The sequence below is a fragment of the Mesorhizobium sp. B264B1B genome, from assembly GCF_020165765.1.
Taxonomy (GTDB): Bacteria; Pseudomonadota; Alphaproteobacteria; order Rhizobiales; family Rhizobiaceae; genus Mesorhizobium.
The window spans coordinates 1-24,686 of sequence record NZ_JAIUIS010000028.1 but is presented as its reverse complement, the minus strand read 5'-3'; the positions used below and the strand labels follow the sequence as shown (position 1 = coordinate 24,686).

Here is a 24,686-nt window from a genome sequence, read left to right as displayed (position 1 = left end):
AACTCCGCCCGCTGCTTGCAGCGACCCTCCCCACAAGGGGAGGGTAAAAGTCAGCCCGCCATGGCCAGCGGCACGGCGCTTTTGTTGGGGATCTGGATGTCGATTTCCAGCGTCGACATGGTCTCGCCGCGGTCCATTGAGATTTGCAGATAGTCCTGGTCGATCTGCACGTGCTTGGCGATGACGGCCATGATCTCCTCGCGCAGCACGGAGACGAGATCGGGCTGGCCACGGCTGCGCCGTTCGTAGGCGAGCAGCACCTGCAGCCGCTCACGCGCCACGGGCGCGCTGGAGCGCCGCTTGAAGAGGTCGAGAATGTTCATGCCGCCCTCCTTCCGAGCAGCCTGTCGAGGAAGCCCTTGCGCTCGAAGGGAACCACGACCGGCAGGTCTTCGCCTTCCAGCCGCCGCGCCGCTTCGATATAGGCTTTGGCGGCGGCGTTCAGCGGATCGCTCAGCGTCACCGGCGAACCGAGGTTGGAGGCCCTGAGCACATCCTGGCTCTCCGGTATGATGCCGAGCAGCGGCACCGACAGGATTTCCAGCACGTCGTCGATGGACAGCATCTCGCCGCGAGCCGCGCGGCCGGCATCGTAACGCGTCACCAGCACGTGCTTGGCGATTTGCTCGCCCTGTTCGGCACGCATGGTGCGGGCGTCGAGCAGGCCGATGATGCGGTCGGAATCGCGCACCGACGACACTTCCGGATTGGTGACGATGACCGCCTCGTCAGCGAAGCGCATGGCGAGCTGCGCGCCGCGCTCGATGCCGGCCGGGCTGTCGCAGAACACATAGTCAAACACCGAGCGCAGCTTCTCGATCACCTCGCCGACGCCTTCTTCGGTCAGCGCGTCCTTGTCGCGCGTCTGCGAGGCCGGCAGCAGGAACAGCGTATCGACGCGCTTGTCGCGGATCAGCGCCTGCGACAGCTTGGCCGTGCCCTGGATGACATTGACGAGGTCGAACACCACGCGCCGTTCGGCGCCCATGATCAGGTCGAGATTGCGCAGGCCGACGTCGAAATCGACCAGCGCCACTTTCTTGCCGGTCCTGGCGACCGCGGCCCCCAATGCGGCCGTCGAGGTCGTCTTGCCGACACCTCCCTTGCCTGAGGTGACCACCACTACCTTGCCCATGAAAAAAGCCTCCGTCGCCTGATGTTGTCGTTTGTTATTGCTCCGTGCGTCGCACGGCTATTGTTGGAACCTGCCATCATCCCACGCGAAACCGGTCCCAACCTTGCGGACCTGAGCGTCCTGTTCGCGGTCGCACAAGACAAGAACTGGTTCGGCGTTTTCATCCCGGCGCCCTAGTTCAGCGGCACGACGCGCAGCACGCCGTCTTCGAGGAAGGCCTGCACCGGCTTGCCGCGCGAGGCGCCTTCCATGTCCTCCGCCGTGGTGTACCAGCCGTCGATGGCGAGCAGCTCGGCCTCGTTCCTGCGGCAGAAGATGCGCGCCGAAATATTGCCTTCCGAGCCCGCAATGGCGCGGCCGCGCAGCGTGCCGTAGACATGGATCGAGCCCGCCGCAATGATCTCGGAACCGGAAGCGACCGATCCAAGCACGATGACATCGCCATGCGGATGAAAGATCGACTGGCCCGAGCGAAGGGGCGACTTGACCATCAGCGTTCCGGCCAGGGCCGGCTCCGCCGCGCCGGCTTGCTGTTCTGTCTTGGCTGCCTTGACCCTTCCAGCCTCGGCCCTGCCCTCGTCGGGCTTGCCCGTTTCCTTGCCGCGTTCCGAAGACACCGCTTCCGTCTTGCCGGCCTCTTCCGCCAGGCCTGCCTTGCCGTTGCGGCCGGGCTGCGCCAGCAGGCCATCTGAAGTGGCCTCCTTGGCGCCGGCCAGCAGCGGCGGCAGCTCGGGCCCGAGCGAGGCCCCTTCGAGCTCGATGGCATAGACCCGGATGCCACGCGTGCCGAGCGAAGCGACCAGCGCCGCGATCTCGTCGGCCGCAGGCTTCAGCGCATTGAGATCGAGCACCACCGGCCGCCCTGAGAAATAGCCCGGCGAATTGCCGATCCAATGATCCAGCCCCTCCAGCCAAGCACCGATCGGCGCCTCCGGCGTCAGCGTGAAAGCGACGAACGAACGGGCGCGAAAGCGAATGGATTTGGTCTCCAGGGGAGCGGCAAAGGTCACGGCTGGCGAATCCTTACTCAATGGTTAAAGGGTGCCGGCCGAATGGTTAACAAATGGTTAATAAAGACGGCTGGCACCTTGGAAGCCGCCAGAAATTGGAGGGTCGGCTAACCGCCAGTTGCGGATGCCGGCTGACAACACGCGGAATGTGTTGATAGCGCCGCGTCAGCAAGCGGATTACCGCCGTTCAATCGACAAGCTAGATCTCAAAATGCGCCATGACGGCAACAGGGAGGGGGCACCGCCAGCGACGACAGATCCCCTCCCGAAAGGCGCGCGCAGGTTGACAATCCTTGGGTTGATGCAACATCCTGCCGATCTTTGACCGGGAGGTAGTATGACTGTTTCGATCAACCGTCGCGTCTTTTCCGTCGGCGCGGGCACTTTGGCGCTGGCCGCGGCAGGGTTTTCGCCGGCGCGCGCGCAGCAGGCTTTTTTCCGTATCGGCACCGGCGGCACGTCCGGCACCTACTATCCGGTGGGCGGGCTGATCGCCAACGCGATCTCGGCGACGGGGCCGGCCGGCGTCGAGGGCCTGGTTGCCAGCGCCACGTCCTCCAACGGTTCGGTGGCCAACATCAGCGCCATCCAGTCGGGCGCTTCCGAATCGGGCTTCACGCAATCCGATGTCGCCTACTGGGCGCATTCGGGCACCGGCCTCTACGAGGGCAAGCCCAAGGTAGAGGATCTGCGCCTCATTGCGACGCTCTATCCTGAAACCATCCATCTGGTCGCGCGCGCCGACGCCGGCATCAAGACTGTGGCGGATCTGAAGGGCAAGCGCGTCTCCCTCGACGAGCCGGGTTCCGGCACCATCGTTGATGCGCGCCTGGTGCTCGGCGCCTACGGTCTAACGGAGAAGGACGTAAAGCCCGAATATCTCAAGCCCGGCCCGGCCGGCGAGCGCCTGCAGGACGGCGCCATGGACGCCTATTTCTTCGTCGGCGGCTATCCGACCGGCGCCATCGTCGAGCTTGCCAGCACCAAGAACATCACGCTGGTGCCGATCACCGGCCCCGAGGCCGACAAGCTCCTGTCCGAACAGAAGTTCTTCTCGACCGACATCGTGCCCGCGGGCACCTACAAGAATGTCGGCGAGACCAAGACCATTTCGGTCGCCGCGCAATGGGTGACCAGCGCCAAGCAGACCGATGACCTCATCTACAAGATCGTCAAGTCGCTCTACAGCGACGAGACCCAGAAGGCGCTGCAGGCTGGTCATGCCAAGGGCAAGCTGATCACGCTCCAGAACGCGGTCACCAGCGCCGGCATTCCGTTCCATCCGGGCGCGGAGAAATTCTACAAGGAAGTCGGCGCCCTGAAATAAGAGGCCATCAACAGACTGGCGACAACGAGGCGGAAGGCGTGCTTTCCGCCTCGTTTGTCTGGGGATTCAGGATACGGAACCGACTATGAGCGACGACGACAAAATCAGGCTTTCCGGCATGGAGTTCGACGAGGAAAAGGCTCGCGAACTGGAGGAGAAATTCGACTCCGAGATCCGGTTCCGGCCGCTGACCCGGGCCGCCGGCTGGCTGGTCGGCTTCCTCCTGGTGGCCTTGTCGCTGTTTCACTATTACACGGCTGGATTCGGCTTGCTGCAGGAGATGCTGCACCGGGGCATCCACCTGTCGATGGTGCTGTCGCTGATCTTCCTCGTCTTCCCTCTGGTGAAGAAGGGCTACGACCAGCCCGCCCAATCCAGCTTTCTGCGGCCGCTCGGCATACCGGTTTTCGACTGGCTGCTGGCGCTTGCCGCGGTGATAGCGGTCCTGCACGTGCCGATGATCCCGCTCGACGATCTTGCCTTCCGCGTCGGCAACCCCACGACGACGGACGTGGTGCTCGGGCTGACCCTCATTCTGCTCCTGCTGGAAGCGACGCGCCGGTCCGTCGGCATCCCGCTGCCCATCATCGCCATCCTCTTCATGGCTTATGCGCTGTTCGGCCCCTATATGCCGAGCATCCTGGTGCATCCCGGCGCGTCCGTCTCCCAGCTCGTCGACCACCTCTACCTGACGACGCAAGGCATCTACGGCATCGCGCTCGGCGTCGTCGCCACCTACGTTTTCCACTTCGTCCTGTTTGGCGTCTTCGCCACCCGCATCGGTCTCGGCCAGCTCTTTCTCGACTGCGCGGCATGGGTCGCCGGCCGCTACGCCGGTGGTCCGGCCAAGGTATCGATCTTCGGCTCGGCCCTGTTTGGCATGATCTCTGGCTCGTCGGTCGCCAACACCGTCACCGTCGGCTCGCTTACCATCCCGGCGATGATCCGGCTCGGCTACAAGAAGCATTTCGCCGCCGCGGTGGAGGCGGCTTCCTCCACCGGCGGGCAGGTGACGCCGCCGATCATGGGAGCCGCCGCCTTCCTGATGATCGAGTTCCTCGAACTGCCCTACACGACCATCATCCTGGCAGCGATAGTGCCGGCCTTCATGCACTTCTTCGGCGTGTTCATGCAGGTGCATTTCGAGGCCAAGCGCACCGGCTTGCGCGGCCTGCGGCCGGACGAGATGCCCGACGTGGTCGAGGCATTGAAACGGGACTGGCCGACCATCATCCCTCTCGTCGTCCTGATCGGCGTGCTTCTTGCGGGTTATACGCCTTACATGGCTGCCTTCTGGGGCATTACCCTGTGCATCCTGGTCGGCCTGTTTAACCCGCGCCGGCGCATGTCTGTCGCCGACATCGTGGTGTGCCTGCGCGACGGCGCCAAGTATGCGCTCGCCGTCGGCGCTGCCGCCGCCACGGTCGGCATCGTCGTCGGCGTCGTCACCCTGACCGGCGTCGGCTTCAAGCTGTCCTACATCGTCACTTCGACGGCAGGCCATCTGTCGCTGCTGTTCGGCACCTTTATCCCCGAAGCGATCTTCTCGACGCACGGGCTGACCCTTTTGTTCACGCTGATCATGACCGGCGTGGTCTGCATCCTGATGGGTTGCGGCATCCCGACGACAGCGAACTACATCATCATGGTGACGATTGCCGCGCCGGCACTGGTGATGCTCGGCACCGAGCCGATCGTCGCCCACTTCTTCGTTTTCTATTATGGCCTGCTGGCTGACATCACGCCGCCGGTTGCGCTGGCTGCCTACGCTGCCGCCGGCATGGCGGGAGCTGATCCATTCAAGACCGGCAACACTGCCTTTCGGCTCGGGCTCGGCAAGGCGCTGGTGCCCTTTGTCTTTGTCTTCTCGCCGTCGCTTCTGCTGGTGACGAAAGATTTCACCTGGCCGAACTTCTTCCTGGCTTTCTTTGGCTGCGTGCTCGGCATCACCTGCCTGGGGGCCGCCCTCTCGCGCTACCTGCTCGTGCGCACCCGGCCATGGGAAAACGTGTTGCTGGTCTTGGCCGCCCTGCTTCTGGTGGCGCCCGAACTCTATTCGTCCCTACTCGGCCTGGTTCTGACCATTCCCGTCATCTGGCGCCATTGGAGCGCGCGCAACGTCGAAGAGGCGCGACCGGCTTGATCAGCGCCGCCCCAACGATCCCTCCCCGAGAACTCAAAGGGGCCGGAAACGTTTTGGGGACTTCAGGAAGTCAGCGTGCTCTCAACCTGAATCTGACGCGAACCGCCAGGATCGGTTCCGCGGGGGAAAAGTTCCCCGAGAGCTGACAGACAGCCTTCGACATCAGAAAGCGACAGCCGGAGTTTCAAGTCATTGAGGGTCAGTGACGAAAGGCATGATGTCCACGCCGTCTCCCGGGAAGACGGTGAAATGCGGATGGCTTTCGAACAGGCGGGCGGCGGCATCGATTGTATCGGCCTCGACGACAATGTAGCCGCAGAAAGGGTTCACGGCGTCTGCGACCCCATCCTTGGTAACGCGCGTCGTCCTCCCGACCATGCCGCCGCGATCGGGGAAAGATGCGGCATTTCTCTCCTCCCAGTCCGTCCACTGCTGTAGGCCGACGCTATCAATCGCATCTTGCTCGGGCTTGGGCAGGCTGCGAAAGCGGGCAAGGTCTTCAGGCTTCATGGTGTAGACGGCAAGAAAGCGGGGCATGTGACGGTCTTCGCGCTGACAGAACCGATGCCAGCCTAGACTCTCGGTTGGCCGAAGTCACTAAGCACTACCACCCTCAGGCACGGCGAATTGCCCTTGTCCGGGCACTTTCGGATCATCTCACTCTCCTTTCGAAAAGGGCCACGGTCGGGCCCTTCAGTCTCGGTGCTCCGGCACTCCTTTCAGCTGGTCCTTGGTCCATTGGGTCACGGCGTGGCGCCGTCCTCGTCGCGCATAAAGTCGAGCTCGGTGACGGCCACCGGGCTCGGCGAAGGACGAGGAACGCCAGCCGTTCAAGTTTTCTCCGCGTCCGCGCAGGTCACTAAACACCGCTCTTGGCGCTGCGATGGAGTCGTCATCGCATCGTCTCTGGCCAGCTTCAGGCCGGCGCCTGGTCGGATGTGGGTGACCCCATGCCAAAGACATGGGGGCACATCGCTCTCAGACACTTTGATACGACTGCCCGCCAGTCAGTGAATGTTGATACGTCGCGTCACCTGACCGTTGCTTTCCCAATAGGTATGCTTCTTGGCAATGATGGGATCGTCCATTGCGGGTTGGACCTGCCCTCCCGTATCAACCGCGCGCGAGGTGACGGCGTGCTGTCCGGCGGAAGGCTTGGGCCAGTCGACGGACCATAGTTTCCAGGCAAAGTCCGCCTTGTCGGTTTCGTCGATGGCCGCCGGCATCCATGGCCCGTCATCGATCTTCACCTCGACCCGGTCGACCGGTGCGCCCCAGGCGGCCCCGACGATCCGGTAGTCATCGCCGATATGAGTGACCCGGGCCGGTGCCGATTTCAGCCTCGCCCGCCCGACCGAAGTTTCCACCCATACTGTCTCGCCGTTGTGGTCTTCCTCGCGCAGCGTGACATAATCGCGTCCCATGAACCGGTTCTCGAAGCGCTGATCGTTCACGTCTATGCGCTTGATCCATTTGACGTTCGCGATCCCGTACCATCCCGGCGCAATCAGCCGCAGCGGGAAGCCGTTGTCAGGAGGCAAGGGGGACCCATTCATCTCGTAGCAAAGGATGTTTTTGGGATCCATGGCGTCGGGAAGTGACATGCTGCGCGCAAAATTCTGCGTGAACTTGACGTCGTCGGCCCGCTTGATTTCCCCTTTATCGGTGCCCCAGAAGACGACCTCGATACCAGTGTCGAGGACTCCGGCCTCCGTGAGGATCGGCGCGAGCGGCGTGCCCGCCCAGCGCGCATTGCCAATGCCGCCATTGAAAAACGGCAGACCGGTATTGCCCGAACATTCGACCGTGAAGGTGACTTCCTGGCGCGGTCGAGCCTTGATGTCGGCGAGCGTCAGGGTTGTCGGCTTTTTAACGGAGCCGCCGATTTCGAGTTTCCAGGTGCTTTCGTCGATCACCGGCCGGTCGAAATGCGCGATTGAAAAGAACTTGTCGTTGGGCGTCACCCAGGAATCGAGATCCTCCCACACCAGCTGATTTTTGATGACTTCCGGAACCGGGTTCGGCGGCAGCTGATCCAACCATTTGATGACTTCCTCGCCGGCCCGGCTTGGAAAGGCAGAGGCAATCCGCGATTGAAAGGACGCCAACGCTGCGAGGGCTGCCCCGCCTTGAACGATGAATTCACGTCTGGGAAGGTAATGCATGACGACTTCTCCTCCAGTGAAAAGCTCAGTTCTCCTTCAGTGATAGATGCAATAGCGACCGGGATCGCGCAAAGCAGAGGCCGGCCGCGGCGGGCAATTATGAGAGCGTGTGAAACAACCCGAGTTAGAAGCGCGCCGTAGTTAAAGCGACGTCTCCGCTCTCAATCGCCAGCTTGTCAGGTCCGAGCCGGCGATCTTCAACTATATGCCCTATATGTCCTCGTGGCGAGGGCAAGGGCCGCATCTTCGCATCACGATTGGCATCTGCCTCGTGTTCCAAAATCCAATGCAGCCTACAATTGGTGGGTCGGATTTTGTGAGCGGCAGGGACAACGCCGAGAATAAAGGACCAACGAGTCGATTTCCTCAATGGCGCTTGAAATACTGCACCTCGCGCTCATGCTTCTCCGCCGCCTCGCGGCTATCGAAAGTCCCCAGGTTCCGTCGCTTGCCCGTCTTCTCATCCTTCTTGCGCGAATAGAGCCGGTATTTTCCGTCCTTGAGTTTGCGGATCATTTGGCCTCTCCCTGACCGGGATTTCGCCGCCGCTTGCCCTTCAGCCCGAGTGCTGCCTGTTCGATCGCGGCGCGGTCGTTGCCCAGCCTGTCGATCAGGTCCTGTGCCTGCTTGCCTGATATGCCGGTGCGCATGGCCAATTCCTCGACCGTAAGCACGTCGGTGCTGGCAATCTCGCGCGGCGGCGCGTTGCCCGCCGCCATCGACAGCTCCCTGTCGATCTCGGCCTCCGCGCGATGCCAGTGCTGCTCGGGGTCGCCGCCGCCTTCGCGCTCCCAGATCCGATAGGCGCGCTCCCGGATTTTCCCATGCCGTTGGTCGTCGCCCATTTCTCAAATCCTCCATTGGGTAGCATCTGAACGCCGCCCGCCTCCGAACGATCCAAAGAATTTGCGTGATCGCCGGGCCGGGTCGTTGGAGATTGGGATGACACGAGGCGCGCCGGGCAGAGCCCGGTCATGGAGCGAAATGATCCAGGCGGCGGGTCCCCCCGCCGCCGGGATGCCGGCCGCGGCGGCCGGCTTTGTTGTCAGCGTCCCCAGACGCCCTGACCATAGCCCTGTGCAGGCATGTCGGAGTTCGAGTTTGCCCCCATTGCGCTGTCAGTGATGCTGTTTGTGACGCTCGGGACAACCGCCTTGGCGCCGCCCGACATCATGGCATGGGCGGTTGGATAGCTGCTTGCGGCAGGGATGAAGTCGGAGCCAAAGTGGTCGCTGCCGGCAAAAGCCATGCCGGAGGCGAACAACAACGAGGCAACGGTCAATACGATCTTCTTCATTTCGGTTTCCATCTTTTGAAGTTGACATTTGGCCCCGACGCGCCGCCCGCCCGCGTTCATGGGACCGTGTTTGTTGTTTCAGGCGAAACCGGCCAACCGCGATCCCACTGGATCTTGCAGTGACAGGTCGTTCAGCGCACGACCGTCTCGGTCCGTTGTTGCGCTGTTGGCGGCTTGATAAGGGCGTGGTGTTTGTGTGGGCGTGGTAGGCAGCGTGGTAGAAACCCTTGCCGGAGTGGAATTTTGCGTGGAATGCAGCCGGAAAGCGCAGCGCCCGCTATTGGCATTGCCGCCTCGGCCCGCCGGAATAGGGCTGGTAGCTGTTGTCTTCCGGGCGGTAGGAGCGGTAGCGGCTGAAGCAGGAGGCGACATGGTCATCATCGCCAGCGGCCGCATAGGCGCCCGGCCCAGTGCCGTTGTCCTCGACGTAGCTGGCCTCGGCGGCGGGCGGCGCGGCACGGTCGGCGTCGAGATAGGGCGAGATGCAGGGGCGCTGCTGCCCGCTATAGGACATGTAGCTGTTGTCCTGCGGCCGGTAGGAGCGGTAGCGGCTCGCGCACCAGGCGACATGCGGCTGCGGCAGTTCGGCCGTGGCGGGCGCGATGGCGCCGGTGGCGGTGGGATCGGTCTCCCCGGCCTGGCGCTTGGGCTCGATATTGGCGGGCGCGGGCTGCTCGGCCGGCAGGCGCTCGAGATTCTGCGCCGTTCTGTCCACCGGCCGCGCCGTTTTGGTCCAAAGCTCCGCCATACTGACGGTGGCCGGTGCCTGGCGCGGTGGGTTCGCGGTGATTAGCCAGACGGCGAAGGCCAGACCGCTACCGAACACCGCAAGGGTCAAAACGAAACCGCAGACCAGTCCCAACAATGCTTTCACGCCGCGCTCCTTGAGCCCCTGCTAAAGCAATGCGGGGGGTCAAGGCTGGTTCCAGCAAAGCGCGGGAAATAAGCGCGGCGCTCCGCTGGGCGAATGCGAAGGCGGCGCCGTTCAAACCAGCTGCTTCACGTCCACTGGCAATTGGGTCTCCGCTGTGGGCAACGCGGCCGGCATGTCCTCGCCGCGCTGGCGCTGCCGCAGATGGAGCGCCAACAGCCGGTCCAGCGAGACCCTGCCGGCCCCGGCAACGGCCAGCACGAACATGCCGCCCGATATCGCCAGGTCCTTTTCGAAATGCAGCAGTTCGTTCTGGCTGCCGAAATTGGTGTGGAACAGCATGGCCGTTGCCAAACAGAACAGGCCAAGCGCGATGGCGCCAAGCCGCGTCAGCAGGCCTGACGCGAGGGAGAGCCCTGCCCCCAGTTGCAACGCTACGGTGGCGACAAACAGCGGCAGGTTGACACCAAGCGCTGCCATGGCCCTGGCGGCGGCATTGAAATGGGCGGCCAGCGTGGCGCCCTCATGCAAAAAGATGAGAGACAGAAGCAGGCGGCCGGCAAGCAGGCCCACGTCCCCGAGGTGGTATTTAGCGGCAAGACCCTGCAGCTTCGCGGAGCGTTCGGTCAATGTCATGGTCAGCCTCCGATCTTTTTGGCACGGGCAGGCGCCAAGCGCCTGATGTTGAAAAGGCCAGAGCCGGCGCGAGGGAGAGGATGCCGGCTCCGGCAAAGCGCGCCAGCCACGAGCGCCCAACCGTGGTGGACGAAGGGGCGAGTTCGGTGCCAACGCCCCTGCTCCGTCTCGGCTACGCCGAGCCAGCTCTCCCCATTTGTGGGGAAGAGAAAAGGTCCTACTTCGTCACCTTGGTGTCGATGGCCTGCCGCAGGTCGGAAAGCTCGTCGCACCCGGCCGGGCACAGCTGCTGCAGGGAGGCCAGCTGCTCCTTGGCCTTGTCCATGTCGCCGGTCTCGACATAGAGCTCGCCCAGATATTCGCGGGTGGCTCTGTGGTCGGGCTTCAGCTCCAGCGCCTTGGTGTAGTAGGTGAGCGCGGTCTTGTAGTCGCCGGTCTTGCGCAGGGTGAAGCCGAGCAGGTTGTAGACGTCCGCCTGCTGCGTGTCCTGCGCCAGATCGCGCAGCTCGGCCAATGCGCCGGAATAGTCCTTGGCATCGATCTTGGCCTTGATGGCGGTGAGATCCGGCGCGTCGGCGCCTTCGATGTCGTCGACCGCATAGGCCGGCATGATTGTCGCAACGGGAAGCACGGTCAGCACGGCAATGGCGCCGAGCAGGCCGAACAGGGCATGTCTGCCCGACAGGGCATTTCTGCTCAAAAGGGATCGTTTCATTGTCTTTCTCGCTTGCGTTGGAAGCTCGTGCTCAGATCTGGACCGGGGTAAATCCGTATGCCTTGCCGTCCTTGACGAAGGTGCCAGTGCCCGGGAACGGGAAGTGCGACCCGGAAATGCGGATATTGTCCGATATCACCCGGTCGATGATCTTGTGGCGCGTGGCGATTGCCGTCGGTCCGTCCTGGTCGTAAGCGCCCTGCCACTCCGGATGCGGCGCCAGCAGCGCCGGCACATACATGGTGTCGGCCGAGATCATGATCTGCTCCTTGCCGGAGTTGGCCAGGTAGACAGAATGGCCTGGTGTGTGGCCGGGCGCGGCGATGATCTGGATGCCGGGCGTGACCTCGGCGCCGTCCTCGACCAGCTTCCAGTTCTTCCATTTCGGAAAGTTCTCGGCGATGCGCTTGCCCGCCGGCTTGCGGCCCTCGGGCAGCTTGGCCAGCCGGCTTGGGTCGGTCCACCACTTGTATTCGGTGGCGTTGACGATGAGCTCGGCATTGGGGAACACCGGCGCGTTGGTGCCCTTTTCCATCAGGCCCCAGACATGATCGGGGTGGAAATGCGAGATCATGACGGTGTCGATCGCGTTGTAGTCGATGCCGGCCGCGGCCATGTTGGCCGGCAGATGCGTGGCATTGGCCTGCCACTGGCCGACGCCCGAGCCGGCATCCATCATGATCAGCTTGCCGCCCATCTTGAGCACGACGACAGTGAGCGGGATGGGCATGAAGTCGGTGGTCAGCCCCGCTTTGGCGAGTGCTGCCTTGGTGTCCTCGACCGAGACATCCTTGATGAAGGCCGGGTCGTGCGGCTTGCGCCAGATGCCGTCATAGATGGCGGTGATCTCGATATCGCCGACCTTGTATCCGTAGAAGCCGACGGTGGGCTCCACCGGAGCTTGCGCGAAGGCCGGACGGATGAATTCAAGCTTGCCGGCAAGGCCGAAGGCAGCAGCAGCGGCGGCGGTGCCAAGCACTGTGCGGCGTGTCATGGTGAACATGGTGATCTCCTGTTCGAGGTGGTGGCTAAAAGTCGCGTATGGCCAAAGTCCTGGAAGGAATGACGAGGAGAGGCCGGTACCCGTCGGGAGCCGGCCCGGCCCCATGAATTCAGCGACCCCAGAGGCTGTCGTTGTTGTGTCTGGTGATGATGTCCTGCACCGACCCCTGGCTCGGCCCCGTCTTTATCTTGGTGTCGGCGCCATTGGGGCGTGCGGTGTAGGCGATCGAGCCGGTGGCATTGGTGTCGACCGGAGCGACCGGCTGGTTGGCGTTATTGGCGCCATGATCGCTGCCGGCGAAGGCAGCGCTCGAGGCAAGCATCATGGCAGCCACGCTGAGAGCGAGCTTGGTCATTTTGGCTAGGTCCTTGTTTCGTTTCCTCGGCGCGGGCCGTCAGATTGGCCCGCTACAGTGAAGACCCTGCAGCCCCGCGCTTTATTCCCGGGCGCGATGAGATTCTTTTGAAGGAGAAAAATCAGGGGCTCGGCGGCCAGGACTGAAGTCCTCGCCCACGAATATTAGCGAGAGGAACCAGGCTGGGAATGCCGCCGCGTTCCGGCACGCCGACCGCGTGCACGCACGAAAGGCGCCGGCGCAGCGCGCCGGCGCCTCTGATGATACGCCGAGTCCGTTCTGGTTACGGACAGGTCTTCTTGCCGCAGACCGCGATGCAGATCGCCGGGTTCGAACAGGTGTAGGTTTTTCTCGAGCTGGTCCCGGACGAAGACCCGCTGCTGGAAGCGGCGATCTGCCCGGACGCGCCTTTGGACAGGTCCAGCGCCTTCATGTCGGGATCGCGCGCGGCGATCTTGCCGCATGTTTCGCTGCCGCAGACCGCCCTGCAGATTGCCGGATTCATGCATTTGTAGGCCGCGAAGACCTCGGTCGGAAGAATTGCGCAGAAAACCGTAATGCCCAGTATCAAGCTTCTCGCCGCACGCATTTTTATCTCCAGGGCCAGCTTTCCGATGTCACGGAGGCCTGGCCGCTCGCCCCCGCTCCCGCGCATGCCGTTGCACCCGCGTCCGCCGGCGCGACCATGCCCGCACCGGCGATAAAGGCGTATCGCACTGGCGGCACAGGCAAGTGGCACTGACGGAACAGGTGACCGGGTTTGCCATGCGTGAGCGGCCGCATGCGTCTTACGGCGCGCGGCCGGCGCGCACCTCCGATGGGGTCATGCCATAGCGGGACCGGAACTGCCGGTAGAAGGTCGAGGGTTCGACCAGCCCCGCCTCGAAAGCGAGGTCGGCGATCGGCCTTGCTGAAAAAAGCGGGCTGGCGAGCTGCCGGTGGACCCGCTCCAGCCGTCTTTGCATGACATAGTCGGAAAACCCCTGCCCCTCTTCGGCGAAAAGGCGCCTGATGTAGCGCGGGCTGAGCCCCAGCCCCCGGCCCGCCGTCTCTGCCGAGAGGCGCGCTCGGTGCAGGTTCTCCTCGATATAACGCTTGATGGCATGCATGCGGGCGGTACGAACGCCGCGGCCGGCGACCACCTGGTCAACCTCGCGGTTGGCGCCGACCGCCGCGGCGAACAGATCGGCAATGTGCTGGGCGGCCAGCGGCGCCAGACCGGGGCCGATCGCCCCACCCGCCACCGCCTCGACATAGGCCAGCAGAAGCCGCGCTTCAGGCGTGCCGGGATTGATGGCATCCGGCCTGAGATCGCCGACATGGCGAAGGAGAGGAGTGAGCGTCGATCGGGCAAATCGCGCGCAGATCGTCCAATCGCCGTTCTGCGCCCTCGCTCGCCAGCTCCGGTCCATCGGCATGATGCAGGGCGCACCGGGCGAGGTCTCAACCGCTTCGTGCCGTGCCGTATCGAAACGCCACCCGCCCGCGATCCAGGACACCACCAGGTCGTCATTGGCGTCCTGCTGGAGCGCGGCCGTGCGTTCCCAAGCCATGGGCGCGACCTGCCCGTGGGCCACGCTCACCCCTGGCAGGATGGTGGTGGAGGCGCTTAGCCGCAACTCGCCGCGTTCAAGCGGCGCAAGGTCCAGCCGCATGCAGATGCGGCCATAGAACTCGCGCACGGCAGCTTCGCGCTCTCGGGCCGCGATCGCGTCCGTGGACAGAACTATGATGGTGTCCTGGTCGGCCACCTGCGTTCGATCCCCGCTCAGAACCTCACGGGGTGCCGCCGATGGCGGGCGCCGTTTGCTGCCTCTCCGCTCTAGACAGTGCCATGAACCCCTCCAGTGCCCTCGACGTGGTGTGAGCCTTCGGCCGCTTTTCGCGCGGGCTGCGGCAGAATTTCAAGACCTATGTGAGGGCTCCGCGCAAATGTGGCATGAGGCGCAGGGAATGTGGCCGCTGGTGCAACCGATCGGGGAAATCGCCTCGGAAAGCACGGGAAGGCTCTTCACATGCCTGCTGATCGGACACCGCTTGTCCATTGATTCATTTGCCTTTCGGCTGGCACGCCGCCTCTATCGCAGTTCGCGGATCCAGTGCCACATGGTGCGGTTCTCGCCATGGCCGAGGGACTGGCTGCGCCCATGGGCGGCATGTGCCCGCATCTCCCGCGGGGTCATGTCGAAAGAGCGGCGGAAGGCGCGCACGAAGCTCTTGCGGTGACCGAAACCATAGCGATCGGCGATCTCGGCAATGCTTTCGTGCCGGCGGCCGGGATCGGCGAGTTCGGCGCGGCAGCGGCGCAGCCTCTCCTCCTGGATATATCTGGAAAGACCGCCATGAGGTTCGAAGAGGTAATAGAGCTTGCGCATGGAAATGCCGAACATGGCGGCGATGGCCTCGGCGGTGAGGTGCCGGCTGCGGATATGCGCGTCGATGTGGCGACGGATCTCGCTGGTCAGCGCCAGGTGGACCGAGGCGGCGTTTTCCTCCGCCACGGCCGAATTCACGGCTGCGGCGGCGAGTTCCAGCGTCGGCCCGATCACCGCCTCGGCGTCCTGACGGCTCATTGCGGGCGCGGCCCCGTAGAGGCCCACAAGATGCCCACCCAACAGCGCCGCCAACGGCGCGTTGCCGGAAATGACGCGCATATTGTGCTCGTCCGGCGCCTTTAGGAATGGCGCCAGCAGGCGGCGCGGCATGGTCAGGTTGAGGCTGTCGAAATCGGACGTGCCCGTCGACTGGGCCTGTGCCAGGTCGGCCACGATCAGGTCCCCCGACGAGGCCTTTTCATCCGATGCGCCATCGCGCCGTCCATGGCTTCCGCGCAGGCAGACCTGCACAGTGATGTGATCGAGGCCGTCGCGGCCGATCCGGGCGCGCGAGCGGTCGAAGCTTTGCGCGATGCACCTATACGAGGTGAGAACGATCTCGCCGAAGTGAAAGGCATCGGCGTGGAAATGAAACCGGTCATCGCCGGCATTGCGCAGGCGAACGTCGTAGAGCAGGCCGATATTCTCCTGCCACAACGCAAGGGCTTGCCGAGGCGCCAGGCCTGCCGTGTCCAGCACGCAGCGCTGAACCCCGGTGTCGACGAATTGCCGTTGGGACACAACGCCTTGACTGCTGCCTGCCACTGCCACCCGCCCATGCTCCGCAACCGCGAACCGCTCACAATATGCATTTATGCCGGGGGCGCGACAACGCCTGATTGCACGGCCGCCCGCCGGGAATGTCGGCTCAGAGCTGGCTCACCACTTCTGTATATTCCCTCACCTTTCCATCCTGCCCACGAATGCGCCAGTTGCCGCCGTCGCGGTCTTCCACGTAACCCGGCCCGATCGGCACCTTGCCGCCACCGTCGGGCAGGTCGAGCACGTAGACCGGATTGCAGATGCCGGACAGGCGCGCGCGCAGCGCGGCCACCAGCGCCTGGCCTTCGGCGATCGTGGTGCGGCGGTGCGCCATGCCGCGCGCGAGGTCGCCATGGTGGAGGTAATAGGGCTTTACCCCCAGGCGGTACATCAGCTCGCGGCAGAGTTCTTCCTGCACCTCGACAGTGTCGTTGACGCCCTTGAGCAGGACGCTCTGGTTGAGCAGCACGAAACCCGCCTGCCGCAAGCCACGGCAGGCCGCCTCGGTCGCATCGGTGATCTCGCGCGGATGGTTGAAATGAGTGACGACCGTGATCATCAGCCGGCCTTGCAAGGCAGCGACCAGCCCTGGCGTGATGCGTGAAGGCAGCGCGACCGGTACGCGGGTGTGGATGCGCATCAGCCGCACATGCGCGATCGCCTCGATGCGGGCGCGGATTTCGCTGAGCGCCTTGTCGGGCAGCGAGAGCGGGTCGCCGCCAGTCAGGATCACCTCGCGGATCTCGGGGTGGGAAGCGATATAGGCGAGCGCCGGCTCCAGGGCTTCGCGCGTATAGCCGCGTCCGATCGAGGTCAGGGACTCCTTGCGGAAGCAGAAGCGGCAATAGACCGCGCATTGATAGGTGGGAAACAGCAGCACCCGGTCGGCATGGCGATGCGTCAGCCTGGGCACCGGACTGAAGGCGTGGTCGCCGATCGGGTCGTCGAGCTCGCCTTCGCCGGTCACCAGCTCGTCGGGAGACGGGATGACTTGCGCCCGGATAGGATCGGCGGGGTCTTCCCAGTCGATCAGGTCGAGATAGGATTTGGGGATGCGCACCTTGTGGCGGGAGACTGCTTCCTGGGCCGCCGCGCGTTCGCCCGGCGACAGTGGCAGCACGGCCAGATCGCGCACATGGCGCACGCCGGCGCGGATGTCGTCCTGCCAGGCGGCGTCGGCATCGGAAACGGGCTCAACTTCGGCCGTCGTCGCATCGTGGAGCTGTGTGATCATGGGGTTCTCGAGGTTTTTAGCGGACCTATCGGCCGGATGGCCTGCCGGGTCAACCGCCTTGCGCCGGCCTTCCCCGTGTAGCAAGGAGGGTCTGTGCTCTCGAAAATGCCGCGGAGAAGACCCGGGATGAGACTTGTGGTGTTGGTGGTGCTAGCCACGTTGGCAACTGGATGTGTGAGCTCTCCGGTGGATTATGGGGCCTCGCTTTCGACGCAAGACCCGAAATGGATATCGCCGGAATGCCAACAGGCCCGGGTCGAGGCCTCGAACTATGATGCGCGTGAAAAAGAGCATCCCGGTTGGGGGACCGGTGTCTTCCTTGGCCCTTACGGATTGGGTCTCGCGGCAGCCATCAAGGAGCACGAGCAAAAGGAGCGCAAGATATTCGCCCGCAGGATACATTTGCAGTGCTCGAGTTTGCCGCTGCCGAACGAACTCGCGGGCGAGCCGAGCCCCCCGGCCACGACAAAATATCCATAGATGATATGCTTTGATGCTTCTGAAGGCAGGCCAGCGTTTGATGGGATCGCAGAAGCGGAAGCAGGACTGAACTTGGGAACGCCGCCCATGACGACCATTTACGAATTCGCGGTTGTCGAGGGCCAGGAATGGGTGCTTCCGGTCGACGAGGCCTACTACGAGGTCTTCTTCTCCCTTGACGGAACAACCCTCGAGAACTGGGACCCACCGGTCATGCGCCGCGCGTCGGAGGGCGACCCCCTCTATTCGGACTTCCCTTGGCTTGGCGAGCATGCGCCGCTTTTGCGCAAGCCTGCCGTCGACGCGCTGAAGGCATATCTGCTGCCCTATGGCCAGCTGATCCCGTTGTGCGGGGAAGAGGTCTGGCTTTTCAACGCGACCACCGTGATCGATGCGCTGGACGAGGAGCGGTCTGGAATCGTCTATTTTGATGACGGCGCCATTCTCGCGATCGAGCGATACGAATTCGATGCGGACAAGATCGGCACCGCCGAAATTTTCAAGCTGCCGATGCGCGCGTCCCCGGTGTTCGTCAACGACACATTCGTCAATCGCGTGCGCGACGCCGGACTGCGGACGGTATCGTTCAAACCCAGGTGGCGCCGCATCGAAGCGTGATGTTTGACGACCCTGCGGTGCCAACTAGATCAGGTTCTGTCCGCCATCGATGCGGATCGTCTCGCCGGTCGTGAATTCGCTTTCCATGAGGTAGAGATAGGCAGGGGCGACGTCGGCGGGCGTAGCGACCTTTCTCGCGGGCAGGCGGGCGGCTATGCCGGCGAAAAAACCGGATTTGGCCTCACCGACGAGTTCGTCCCACATCGGCGTGTCGACCCATCCCGGCGACACGATATTGACGCGCGTCGGGGCCAGCTCCAGCGCCAGCGCCCGGGCGAAATAGCTGAATGAACCGGCGATCGCGGAAACAACCGAGCCTCCGGGAACCGGCGGGCGGTCCTTGTTGATGCCTGATGTAAAGGTCATCGACCCTCCGGCTTTCAGCGTGCGCACGCCATGTTTGGCGAGCATCACGGCGCCGATCAGCTTGTTGTCGACGAAGCGCCGCACGTAGTCCATGTCGGTCTGGCCGATCGGGTCGTTGGGCGGCGGCGTGCCGGCCGTCGAGACGAGGTGGTCGAAGGCACCGGTTTCGTCGAACATCCGGGCAATGTCCGCTTCCTTCGTCATATCAGCCGAAAGGCTTCGCACGCGACCGCCTGGGCCGAGCGCCCGTTCCGCGGCCTTGAGCTTTTCGCCCGAGCGGCCGACGATCACCAGCTCCGCGCCGCGCTCCCGCGCGGCTGCCGCTACGCCGAGCCCTATGCCGGAACTGCCTCCGACGACAATAATTCTCTTGCCTTTGAGCGATGCCATGGGAACCTCCGTCTTCAGGATGGACTGCTGGATTACGCCTTGCCGGCGTGGGCCGCCTCAATGTCGGCGACAATGATCTTGCTCATCTTGTACGTCGCCTGCCGCGCCCGCCCCGCCTTGTCGCGGTCCGGGTCGTTCATCAGGCGCAGCGCCGCTTCGGGGATCACCTGCCAGTAGACGCCGAATTTGTCCCTCAGCCAGCCGCAAGGCTTTTCAGCGCCGCCGCCCGCCGTCAGCGCGTTCCAGTAATAATCTGTCTCGGCCTGGTCCTTGGTCTCGATGTAGAGCGAGATCCGCTCATTGAACGGCGGCATCGAGCCGGCATTGAGCGCGGTGAAGCGCTGGCCCTCGAGCTCGAAGTCGAAGATCGCGTGCGGCACCGTTTTATTCGTGCCGCCGACGAAATCGGTGAATTCGATCGCCTCAAGCGCCCGGCCATTCTTGAACACAGACAGATAGAAGTCGCGCGCCTCTTCGGCGTTGAGATTGAACCAGAGGAAGGGGTGAACGGTAGCCATGCTGCTCTCGTGACGTTTGATCACAAATCCTGCGAGCATTCTGTCCAGCATGCGCTGGACAGACAATCCAAACTTTGGCAAGGATTTGTGATCAAATCTCACAGATTGGCCATGATCCGCAGACTTCCCCCACTCAACGCGCTGCCGGCCTTCGAGGCCGCCGCGCGGCATTTGAATTTCTCCAGGGCAGCCGACGAGCTCAACGTCACGCACGGCGCCGTCAGCCGGGCGATCAAGCACCTTGAGGAACAGCTCGGCGTGCTTTTGTTCGAGCGCGCGACGCGCTCGGTGCGCCTCACCGCCGTGGGCGAGCCCTATGCGAGGGCGGTCCACGAGATGCTCGACCAGCTCGCGGCCGCCACCCAATCGGCGACGGCCGCCCATTCGGGCTCGACATTGAACGTCTCCACCTCCGACGGCTTCGCGGGAAAATGGCTGGTGCCGCGGCTCTATCGCTTTCATCGCGCGCATGGCGACATCGACGTCAGGATTTCGACGACGGGCAGGTTGACCAATTTCCTTGGCGACGGCATCGACGTCGCCATCCGCTATGGCGCCGGAAACTATCCGGGTCTCACATCGGAATTCCTCACTGGCGAGGAGGTGTTTCCAGTGTGTAGCCCGAGGCTCATGCAGGGCGCCTGGCCGCTGGAGAAGCCCGACGATCTCAGGCACCACACGCTGATCCATGATGGTTTCCCGATCGGCTGGGCGGCCTGGCTGTCCAGCGCGGGAGTGGAAGGCGTGGATCCGCGGAGCGGGATTACCTTCGATTCCGCCACTTTCGCCGTCGAATCGGCCGTGCAAGGTGAAGGCGTGGTACTTGGCCGGACCATGCTCGTGGCGGCCGACCTCGCCACCGGAAGGCTTGTCCGCCCTTTCGGCCACGCGCTGAAATCGGTTTCCAGCTTCTACCTGGTCTACCCTCCGGACGCGGTCCGCCGGCGCAAGGTGAAGGCTTTTCGCGATTGGCTCTTTTCGGAAATGACGGCGTAGCGTTCCACGGCCGCTTCCGGAGAGTAGCCTCTGTGCTTATCCCCTCAGCCCCGGTGCCTCCTGCCCGGTGCGCTCGACATATTCGGTGTAGCCGCCGCCATAGGTGTGGATGCCATCCGGCGTCAGTTCCAGCACGCGATTGGACAGCGCCGCGAGGAAATGGCGGTCGTGCGAGACGAACAACATGGTGCCCTCATACTGCGACAGCGCCTCGATCAGCATCTGCTTGGTGACGATGTCGAGATGGTTGGTCGGCTCGTCCAGCACCAGGAGGTTGGGCGGGTCGAACAGCATCAGCGCCATCACCAGCCGCGCCTTTTCGCCGCCCGAAAGCACCCGGCACTTCTTCTCGATCTCGTCGCCGGAAAAACCGAAGCAGCCGGCAAGCGCCCGAAGCGGCGCCTGGCCGGCCTGCGGAAAATTGTCCTCCAGCGTCTGGAACACGGTGCGCTCGCCGTCGAGCAGTTCCATGGCATGCTGGGCGAAATAGCCCATTTTCACGCTAGGCCCGCGCGCCACCGAACCCTGGTCGGGATCTGAGGCTCCGGCCACCAACTTCAACAACGTCGATTTGCCCGCGCCATTGACGCCCATGATGCACCAGCGCTCGCGGCGGCGGACCTGGAAGTCGAGCCCTTCGTAGATCGAACGGCTGCCATAGGCCTTGTGGACGTTCTTCAATGTCACGACGTCCTCGCCGCAGCGCGGCGCCGGCTGGAACTCGAAATTCACCGTTTGGCGGCGCTTCGGCGGCTCGACGCGATCGATCTTGTCGAGCTTCTTCACCCGGCTCTGCACCTGGGCCGCATGCGACGCGCGCGCCTTGAACCGTTCGATAAAGGCGATCTCCTTGGCCAGCATCGCCTGCTGGCGCTCGAACTGCGCCTGCTGCTGCTTGTCCGCGATCGCGCGCTGCTGCTGGTAGAATTCGTAATTGCCGGAATAGGCGGTGAGCGAACCGCCATCGATCTCCACCACCTTGTTGACGATACGGTTCATGAACTCGCGGTCATGCGAGGTCATCAGGAGCGCGCCGTCATAATTCTTCAGGAACTGCTCGAGCCAGATCAGGCTTTCCAGGTCGAGATGGTTGCTCGGCTCGTCGAGCAGCATGGCGTCGGGCCGCATCAGCAGAATGCGCGCCAGCGCCACGCGCATCTTCCAGCCGCCGGAGAGTTTTCCCACGTCACCGTCCATCATCTCCTGCGAGAAACCGAGACCGTCGAGCACTTCCCGCGCCCGGCCGTCGAGCGCATAGCCGTCGAGTTCCTCGAAGCGGTGCTGCGCCTCGCCATAGCGTTCGATGATCTCGTCCATCCGGTCCGCCTGGTCGGGATCAGCCATACCCGCCTCCAGCGCCGCCATCTCGGCCGCCACTTCGCTCACCGGCCCGGCGCCGTTCATCACTTCGGCCACCGCGCTACGGCCGTCCATATCGCCGACATCCTGGCTGAAATAGCCGATCGTGACGCCGCGATCGACCTGCACCTGGCCCTCGTCGGGCTGTTCCTGCCCGGTGATCATGCGAAACAGTGTTGTCTTGCCGGCGCCGTTGGGGCCGACGAGCCCGACCTTTTCGCCTTTCTGCAAGGCGGCTGACGCCTCGATGAAGACAAGCTGACGGCCGTTCTGCTTGCCGATGTTTTCAAGTCTGATCATGAGTGGTCCGGGAGGCTGATGTGAGGGTGCGGGAGTTGCCCCGGCCCATACGCGAATGACAGCGGCGGGGAAAGAGGCAGAAGCGCCGCAGCGGGCGCAGCGCTCTTACGTCTTCCCACAGCGGAGGAGGGAGAAGCGCCCTCCAGACACACTTTAGAACAAGATTCAACGTCCGGGAAAAACTGGAGAAAAGCGGTGCTGCGATAACCACCCCCGCGGCGGCCGGAACCGCTCGCGGCGCAACGCAAAGGGATGGTCCTGAAAATGCAACGACGTCCGACCGGATGGATGAGTGCCCTGCTTGGCATTTCGTTTGCCATCAATGCGGTCGCATCGCAAGCACGCCAGCCGGCATGTGAAGAAGCCTGTACGCAAGCACACCCACGTCAGGAAGCACAAGGCCGCGGCTTGATCTTCTCAAGCCCGAACAAGGAGATAGAACGGTATCTTGAATCTCTTGATCGTCTTCTTCTTGACGTCCTCCCAGGAAAAAGCCGCCCTCGCGCAAGCGACGGCGGCTTTTCTTTGGACTGGGCTGAAGGCTTTCCTTCTCTGCTGTCGAGAAGGTAACGCGCTCACTGCAACTGCGGCTTCTTCAGGAAACTGTCGCGATCGGCGGATTTGACGCGCAGCCAGGTTTCACGGCCGTCGCGCAGGACCCGCATCGGGATCTCGGCGCCGGCCGAACCGCTGTCCCATAGCTTGCGATAGAAATCGGCCAGCCCGTCGACCGCGCCGTCTCGTATGTCGGAGATGACGTCGCCCTCGCGCAGGCCCGCCTTGGCGGCCGGACCGCCTTCGGTCACGCTCATCACCACCACCCGGCCGTCGCTTTCGGCCGAGAGGGCGCCGAGCCATGGCCGTGGCGGCCGCGCCACCTGGCCGCGCGTCAGGAGATCGTCGAGGATCGGCGGCAACAGGTCGATCGGCACCACCATGTTGATATCGGCGACCTCGCCGTTGCGGCTCATCTGCAGGCGCAGCGACCCGACGCCGAGCAGCGCGCCCTTTGCATCGAACAGCGCCGCGCCGCCCCAGGAAGGATGCGCCGGCGCGATGAAGATCGCTTCCTCGAGCAGATATTCCCAATAGCCGGCGAATTCCTGCTTGGTGACGATCCTGGCCTGAACCGACTGGCCGATGCCGTCGGCGAGCACCACGCTATCCCCGATCCTGGCCCTGCCGGCGTCGCCCAGCGCCACCGCCGGCAGGCCAAGCGGCGCCAGCGCCTGAACCAGGCCAAAGCCCGATTCCTGGTCGTAGGCCAGCGCATGCGCCGGCACGACGCGGCCGTCATGGGTCGTAAGCCACACCTCTTCCGCCTCGGTAATGAGATAGCCGATGGTCAGCACCAACCCATTCTCGCGGATAACGACGCCGCTGCCTTCGCGCAGCGTGCCCAATGCCCCGGCAGTGAAGGCATCGTCTGGAATGGTGGCGCGCACCGCAACGACGGAGCGTCTGTTGGGATTGATGGGCATGCTCTTGTCCTGGACGGGCTTGGGGGTCACGTTCCTATAGGTATGGCACGCGAACCAAGGCGCAAGGGGTTGGGGGGCATCCCTCCATCCTTTCGAAGCCCAAAGGGAAGATGAGAGGCATGGTCATTGACAATAGTTCAACGCAAGTTGAACTTTCCCGTTTGCAGCCCTAGCTGTAGGTGCAACTGCCAGTCCCGCTTCCAACCTGTCTCTCCCCACAATACGAGGCCCCGCGATGACCGAATACACTCCGCCGAAAGTATGGACCTGGAACAAGCCGAGCGGCGGCGCCTTCGCCAGCATCAACCGCCCGATCGCCGGCCCGACGCATGACAAGGTGCTGCCGGTGGGCAAGCACCCGTTGCAGCTCTATTCGCTGGCGACGCCGAACGGCGTCAAGGTGACGATCATGCTGGAGGAACTGCTGGCGCTTGGCCACAAGGGCGCCGAATACGACGCCTGGCTGATCAGGATCAACGATGGCGACCAGTTCGGCAGCGGCTTCGTCGAGGTCAATCCGAACTCCAAGATCCCCGCACTGATGGACCGCAGCGGCGCCACGCCCATCCGCGTCTTCGAGTCCGGTTCGATCCTCACCTATCTCGCCGAAAAGTTCGGCGAGTTCCTGCCGACCGACCAGCCGGCGCGCGCCGAGACCCTGTCCTGGCTGTTCTGGCAGATGGGCTCTGCCCCTTATCTCGGCGGCGGCTTCGGTCATTTCTATGCGTACGCGCCGACCAAGATCGAATACGCCATCGACCGCTTTGCCATGGAAACCAAGCGCCAGCTCGACGTGCTCGACCGCCGCCTGGCCGAAACCGAATATCTTTCCGGCGCCGGCTACTCGATCGCCGACATGGCGGTCTGGCCCTGGTATGGCGGACTGGCGCTCGGCCGCATGTACAATGATTCCGGCGAGTTCCTTTCGGTGCAGGATTACAAGAACGTGCAGCGGTGGGCGAAGGCGATCGACGAGCGCCCCGCGGTCAAGCGTGGCCGCATGGTCAACCGCGCATTCGGCGAACCCGCGATGCAGCTGCACGAACGTCACGACGCCAGCGACTTCGATACGAACACGCAGGACAAGCTCGCGGCTGAGTGAGCTGCGAGGGGGGGGCCCGGGGCGGGCCGCCCCGCCGTTGTGGTTTGG

Annotated in this window: 28 protein-coding genes and 1 pseudogene; 7 read left to right on the top strand and 22 right to left on the bottom strand. The window is 63.7% G+C overall.

The window, feature by feature from the left end; all coding sequences use genetic code 11:
* Positions 1–50: 50 nt before the first annotated feature.
* The 3 genes from minE to minC all read right to left on the bottom strand — a co-directional run bounded on the left by minE (position 51) and on the right by minC (position 2,145).
* Positions 51–323 carry a cell division topological specificity factor MinE gene (gene minE / locus LB547_RS31770; RefSeq protein WP_140500137.1) on the bottom strand — a complete coding sequence of 91 codons (273 nt, stop codon included), beginning with the start codon at positions 321–323 and terminating at the stop codon, positions 51–53.
* A complete protein-coding gene (gene minD / locus LB547_RS31765; RefSeq protein ID WP_140500139.1) occupies positions 320–1,135 on the bottom strand; it encodes a septum site-determining protein MinD in 816 nt (271 codons plus the stop codon). The genes minE and minD overlap by 4 nt, the downstream gene beginning before the upstream one ends.
* Before the next feature lie 173 nt (positions 1,136–1,308).
* On the bottom strand, positions 1,309–2,145 hold the full coding sequence (gene minC / locus LB547_RS31760) for a septum site-determining protein MinC (protein ID WP_140521457.1): 837 nt from the start codon (positions 2,143–2,145) through the stop codon (positions 1,309–1,311).
* A gap of 337 nt (positions 2,146–2,482) precedes the next feature.
* Between minC and LB547_RS31755 the strand changes: the two genes are divergently transcribed.
* On the top strand, positions 2,483–3,472 hold the full coding sequence (locus LB547_RS31755) for a TAXI family TRAP transporter solute-binding subunit (protein WP_140516103.1): 990 nt from the start codon (positions 2,483–2,485) through the stop codon (positions 3,470–3,472).
* An 85-nt stretch (positions 3,473–3,557) separates the two neighbouring features.
* Positions 3,558–5,615, top strand: coding sequence for a TRAP transporter permease (locus LB547_RS31750; RefSeq protein WP_140521456.1), 2,058 nt, complete (start codon positions 3,558–3,560; stop codon positions 5,613–5,615).
* Positions 5,616–5,804: 189 nt separating this feature from the next.
* On the opposite strand, the gene LB547_RS31745 is transcribed toward LB547_RS31750, so the two are convergent.
* The 15 genes and pseudogenes from LB547_RS31745 to LB547_RS31675 form a co-directional block, all read right to left on the bottom strand.
* The gene (locus LB547_RS31745; RefSeq protein WP_140500147.1) at positions 5,805–6,152 is read right to left on the bottom strand and encodes a hypothetical protein; all 348 of its coding nucleotides are present in this window, start codon (positions 6,150–6,152) and stop codon (positions 5,805–5,807) included.
* 156 nt (positions 6,153–6,308) lie between these two features.
* Positions 6,309–6,403, bottom strand: a pseudogene (locus LB547_RS31740) (PRC-barrel domain containing protein); the annotation flags it as partial.
* A gap of 219 nt (positions 6,404–6,622) precedes the next feature.
* Positions 6,623–7,780, bottom strand: coding sequence for a sulfite oxidase (locus LB547_RS31735; RefSeq protein WP_140759711.1), 1,158 nt, complete (start codon positions 7,778–7,780; stop codon positions 6,623–6,625).
* Between the two features lie 366 nt (positions 7,781–8,146).
* Positions 8,147–8,296, bottom strand: coding sequence for a hypothetical protein (locus LB547_RS31730; protein ID WP_127204769.1), 150 nt, complete (start codon positions 8,294–8,296; stop codon positions 8,147–8,149).
* Positions 8,293–8,625, bottom strand: coding sequence for a DUF2934 domain-containing protein (locus LB547_RS31725; RefSeq protein ID WP_140521455.1), 333 nt, complete (start codon positions 8,623–8,625; stop codon positions 8,293–8,295). The genes LB547_RS31730 and LB547_RS31725 overlap by 4 nt, the downstream gene beginning before the upstream one ends.
* A gap of 200 nt (positions 8,626–8,825) precedes the next feature.
* Positions 8,826–9,077, bottom strand: a complete 252-nt coding sequence (locus LB547_RS31720; protein WP_140521454.1) for a hypothetical protein — start codon at positions 9,075–9,077, stop codon at positions 8,826–8,828.
* A 277-nt stretch (positions 9,078–9,354) separates the two neighbouring features.
* Positions 9,355–9,951 (bottom strand): BA14K family protein, encoded by a 597-nt coding sequence (locus LB547_RS31715; RefSeq protein ID WP_140521453.1) that lies wholly within the window; start codon positions 9,949–9,951, stop codon positions 9,355–9,357.
* A gap of 111 nt (positions 9,952–10,062) precedes the next feature.
* Entirely contained in the window at positions 10,063–10,584 is a 522-nt protein-coding gene (locus tag LB547_RS31710; RefSeq protein ID WP_140499005.1) for a DoxX family protein, read from the bottom strand.
* A gap of 217 nt (positions 10,585–10,801) precedes the next feature.
* Positions 10,802–11,299 carry a tetratricopeptide repeat protein gene (locus LB547_RS31705; protein ID WP_140759708.1) on the bottom strand — a complete coding sequence of 166 codons (498 nt, stop codon included), beginning with the start codon at positions 11,297–11,299 and terminating at the stop codon, positions 10,802–10,804.
* A gap of 31 nt (positions 11,300–11,330) precedes the next feature.
* Positions 11,331–12,302, bottom strand: coding sequence for an MBL fold metallo-hydrolase (locus LB547_RS31700; protein ID WP_140499010.1), 972 nt, complete (start codon positions 12,300–12,302; stop codon positions 11,331–11,333).
* Between the two features lie 109 nt (positions 12,303–12,411).
* Entirely contained in the window at positions 12,412–12,657 is a 246-nt protein-coding gene (locus tag LB547_RS31695; protein WP_140499012.1) for a DUF680 domain-containing protein, read from the bottom strand.
* A 283-nt stretch (positions 12,658–12,940) separates the two neighbouring features.
* Entirely contained in the window at positions 12,941–13,246 is a 306-nt protein-coding gene (locus LB547_RS31690) for a hypothetical protein (protein WP_140499015.1), read from the bottom strand.
* A 199-nt stretch (positions 13,247–13,445) separates the two neighbouring features.
* Positions 13,446–14,408: a helix-turn-helix transcriptional regulator gene (locus LB547_RS31685; protein ID WP_140499017.1), complete on the bottom strand. Its 963-nt coding sequence runs from the start codon at positions 14,406–14,408 to the stop codon at positions 13,446–13,448.
* 327 nt (positions 14,409–14,735) lie between these two features.
* On the bottom strand, positions 14,736–15,797 hold the full coding sequence (locus tag LB547_RS31680) for a helix-turn-helix domain-containing protein (protein ID WP_224656374.1): 1,062 nt from the start codon (positions 15,795–15,797) through the stop codon (positions 14,736–14,738).
* A gap of 103 nt (positions 15,798–15,900) precedes the next feature.
* Positions 15,901–17,028, bottom strand: a complete 1,128-nt coding sequence (locus tag LB547_RS31675) for a KamA family radical SAM protein (protein WP_140521449.1) — start codon at positions 17,026–17,028, stop codon at positions 15,901–15,903.
* 126 nt (positions 17,029–17,154) lie between these two features.
* Here LB547_RS31675 and LB547_RS31670 point away from each other — a divergent pair, with 126 nt between their 5' ends.
* Both LB547_RS31670 and LB547_RS31665 read left to right on the top strand, forming a co-directional pair.
* Positions 17,155–17,508 carry a hypothetical protein gene (locus LB547_RS31670; RefSeq protein WP_140521448.1) on the top strand — a complete coding sequence of 118 codons (354 nt, stop codon included), beginning with the start codon at positions 17,155–17,157 and terminating at the stop codon, positions 17,506–17,508.
* An 87-nt stretch (positions 17,509–17,595) separates the two neighbouring features.
* Positions 17,596–18,126: an imm11 family protein gene (locus tag LB547_RS31665; protein WP_140521447.1), complete on the top strand. Its 531-nt coding sequence runs from the start codon at positions 17,596–17,598 to the stop codon at positions 18,124–18,126.
* A gap of 24 nt (positions 18,127–18,150) precedes the next feature.
* Here LB547_RS31665 and LB547_RS31660 read toward each other — a convergent pair whose 3' ends face one another.
* Complete coding sequence (locus LB547_RS31660) at positions 18,151–18,882, bottom strand: SDR family oxidoreductase (protein ID WP_224655838.1); 732 nt, start codon at positions 18,880–18,882, stop codon at positions 18,151–18,153.
* A gap of 32 nt (positions 18,883–18,914) precedes the next feature.
* A complete protein-coding gene (locus LB547_RS31655; protein ID WP_140582491.1) occupies positions 18,915–19,400 on the bottom strand; it encodes a VOC family protein in 486 nt (161 codons plus the stop codon).
* A gap of 111 nt (positions 19,401–19,511) precedes the next feature.
* Between LB547_RS31655 and gcvA the strand changes: the two genes are divergently transcribed.
* Complete coding sequence (gcvA, locus tag LB547_RS31650; RefSeq protein WP_140499030.1) at positions 19,512–20,396, top strand: transcriptional regulator GcvA; 885 nt, start codon at positions 19,512–19,514, stop codon at positions 20,394–20,396.
* 36 nt (positions 20,397–20,432) lie between these two features.
* Here the strand turns inward: gcvA and LB547_RS31645 are convergent, their stop codons facing one another.
* Positions 20,433–22,055: an ABC-F family ATP-binding cassette domain-containing protein gene (locus LB547_RS31645; RefSeq protein WP_140565326.1), complete on the bottom strand. Its 1,623-nt coding sequence runs from the start codon at positions 22,053–22,055 to the stop codon at positions 20,433–20,435.
* A 288-nt stretch (positions 22,056–22,343) separates the two neighbouring features.
* Here LB547_RS31645 and LB547_RS31640 point away from each other — a divergent pair, with 288 nt between their 5' ends.
* Positions 22,344–22,625, top strand: a complete 282-nt coding sequence (locus tag LB547_RS31640) for a hypothetical protein (RefSeq protein WP_140582494.1) — start codon at positions 22,344–22,346, stop codon at positions 22,623–22,625.
* Positions 22,626–22,630: 5 nt separating this feature from the next.
* On the opposite strand, the gene LB547_RS31635 is transcribed toward LB547_RS31640, so the two are convergent.
* Complete coding sequence (locus LB547_RS31635; RefSeq protein ID WP_140582497.1) at positions 22,631–23,536, bottom strand: S1C family serine protease; 906 nt, start codon at positions 23,534–23,536, stop codon at positions 22,631–22,633.
* Between the two features lie 235 nt (positions 23,537–23,771).
* On the opposite strand from LB547_RS31635, the gene yghU reads away from it, so the two are divergent.
* A complete protein-coding gene (yghU, locus tag LB547_RS31630; RefSeq protein WP_140499040.1) occupies positions 23,772–24,638 on the top strand; it encodes a glutathione-dependent disulfide-bond oxidoreductase in 867 nt (288 codons plus the stop codon).
* Positions 24,639–24,686: the final 48 nt, after the last annotated feature.

Bases quoted from the DNA above. Each gene is read 5' to 3' on its own strand.
- minE (WP_140500137.1), bottom strand. From the start codon at position 323: ATGAACATTCTCGACCTCTTCAAGCGGCGCTCCAGCGCGCCCGTGGCG.
- minD (WP_140500139.1), bottom strand. From the start codon at position 1,135: ATGGGCAAGGTAGTGGTGGTCACCTCAGGCAAGGGAGGTGTCGGCAAG.
- LB547_RS31755 (WP_140516103.1), top strand. From the start codon at position 2,483: ATGACTGTTTCGATCAACCGTCGCGTCTTTTCCGTCGGCGCGGGCACT.
- LB547_RS31750 (WP_140521456.1), top strand. From the start codon at position 3,558: ATGAGCGACGACGACAAAATCAGGCTTTCCGGCATGGAGTTCGACGAG.
- LB547_RS31745 (WP_140500147.1), bottom strand. From the start codon at position 6,152: ATGCCCCGCTTTCTTGCCGTCTACACCATGAAGCCTGAAGACCTTGCC.
- LB547_RS31735 (WP_140759711.1), bottom strand. From the start codon at position 7,780: ATGCATTACCTTCCCAGACGTGAATTCATCGTTCAAGGCGGGGCAGCC.
- LB547_RS31730 (WP_127204769.1), bottom strand. From the start codon at position 8,296: ATGATCCGCAAACTCAAGGACGGAAAATACCGGCTCTATTCGCGCAAG.
- LB547_RS31725 (WP_140521455.1), bottom strand. From the start codon at position 8,625: ATGGGCGACGACCAACGGCATGGGAAAATCCGGGAGCGCGCCTATCGG.
- LB547_RS31720 (WP_140521454.1), bottom strand. From the start codon at position 9,077: ATGAAGAAGATCGTATTGACCGTTGCCTCGTTGTTGTTCGCCTCCGGC.
- LB547_RS31710 (WP_140499005.1), bottom strand. From the start codon at position 10,584: ATGACATTGACCGAACGCTCCGCGAAGCTGCAGGGTCTTGCCGCTAAA.
- LB547_RS31705 (WP_140759708.1), bottom strand. From the start codon at position 11,299: ATGAAACGATCCCTTTTGAGCAGAAATGCCCTGTCGGGCAGACATGCC.
- LB547_RS31700 (WP_140499010.1), bottom strand. From the start codon at position 12,302: ATGTTCACCATGACACGCCGCACAGTGCTTGGCACCGCCGCCGCTGCT.
- LB547_RS31695 (WP_140499012.1), bottom strand. From the start codon at position 12,657: ATGACCAAGCTCGCTCTCAGCGTGGCTGCCATGATGCTTGCCTCGAGC.
- LB547_RS31690 (WP_140499015.1), bottom strand. From the start codon at position 13,246: ATGCGTGCGGCGAGAAGCTTGATACTGGGCATTACGGTTTTCTGCGCA.
- LB547_RS31675 (WP_140521449.1), bottom strand. From the start codon at position 17,028: ATGATCACACAGCTCCACGATGCGACGACGGCCGAAGTTGAGCCCGTT.
- LB547_RS31670 (WP_140521448.1), top strand. From the start codon at position 17,155: ATGAGACTTGTGGTGTTGGTGGTGCTAGCCACGTTGGCAACTGGATGT.
- LB547_RS31665 (WP_140521447.1), top strand. From the start codon at position 17,596: ATGACGACCATTTACGAATTCGCGGTTGTCGAGGGCCAGGAATGGGTG.
- LB547_RS31660 (WP_224655838.1), bottom strand. From the start codon at position 18,882: ATGGCATCGCTCAAAGGCAAGAGAATTATTGTCGTCGGAGGCAGTTCC.
- LB547_RS31655 (WP_140582491.1), bottom strand. From the start codon at position 19,400: ATGGCTACCGTTCACCCCTTCCTCTGGTTCAATCTCAACGCCGAAGAG.
- gcvA (WP_140499030.1), top strand. From the start codon at position 19,512: ATGATCCGCAGACTTCCCCCACTCAACGCGCTGCCGGCCTTCGAGGCC.
- LB547_RS31645 (WP_140565326.1), bottom strand. From the start codon at position 22,055: ATGATCAGACTTGAAAACATCGGCAAGCAGAACGGCCGTCAGCTTGTC.
- LB547_RS31640 (WP_140582494.1), top strand. From the start codon at position 22,344: ATGAGTGCCCTGCTTGGCATTTCGTTTGCCATCAATGCGGTCGCATCG.
- LB547_RS31635 (WP_140582497.1), bottom strand. From the start codon at position 23,536: ATGCCCATCAATCCCAACAGACGCTCCGTCGTTGCGGTGCGCGCCACC.
- yghU (WP_140499040.1), top strand. From the start codon at position 23,772: ATGACCGAATACACTCCGCCGAAAGTATGGACCTGGAACAAGCCGAGC.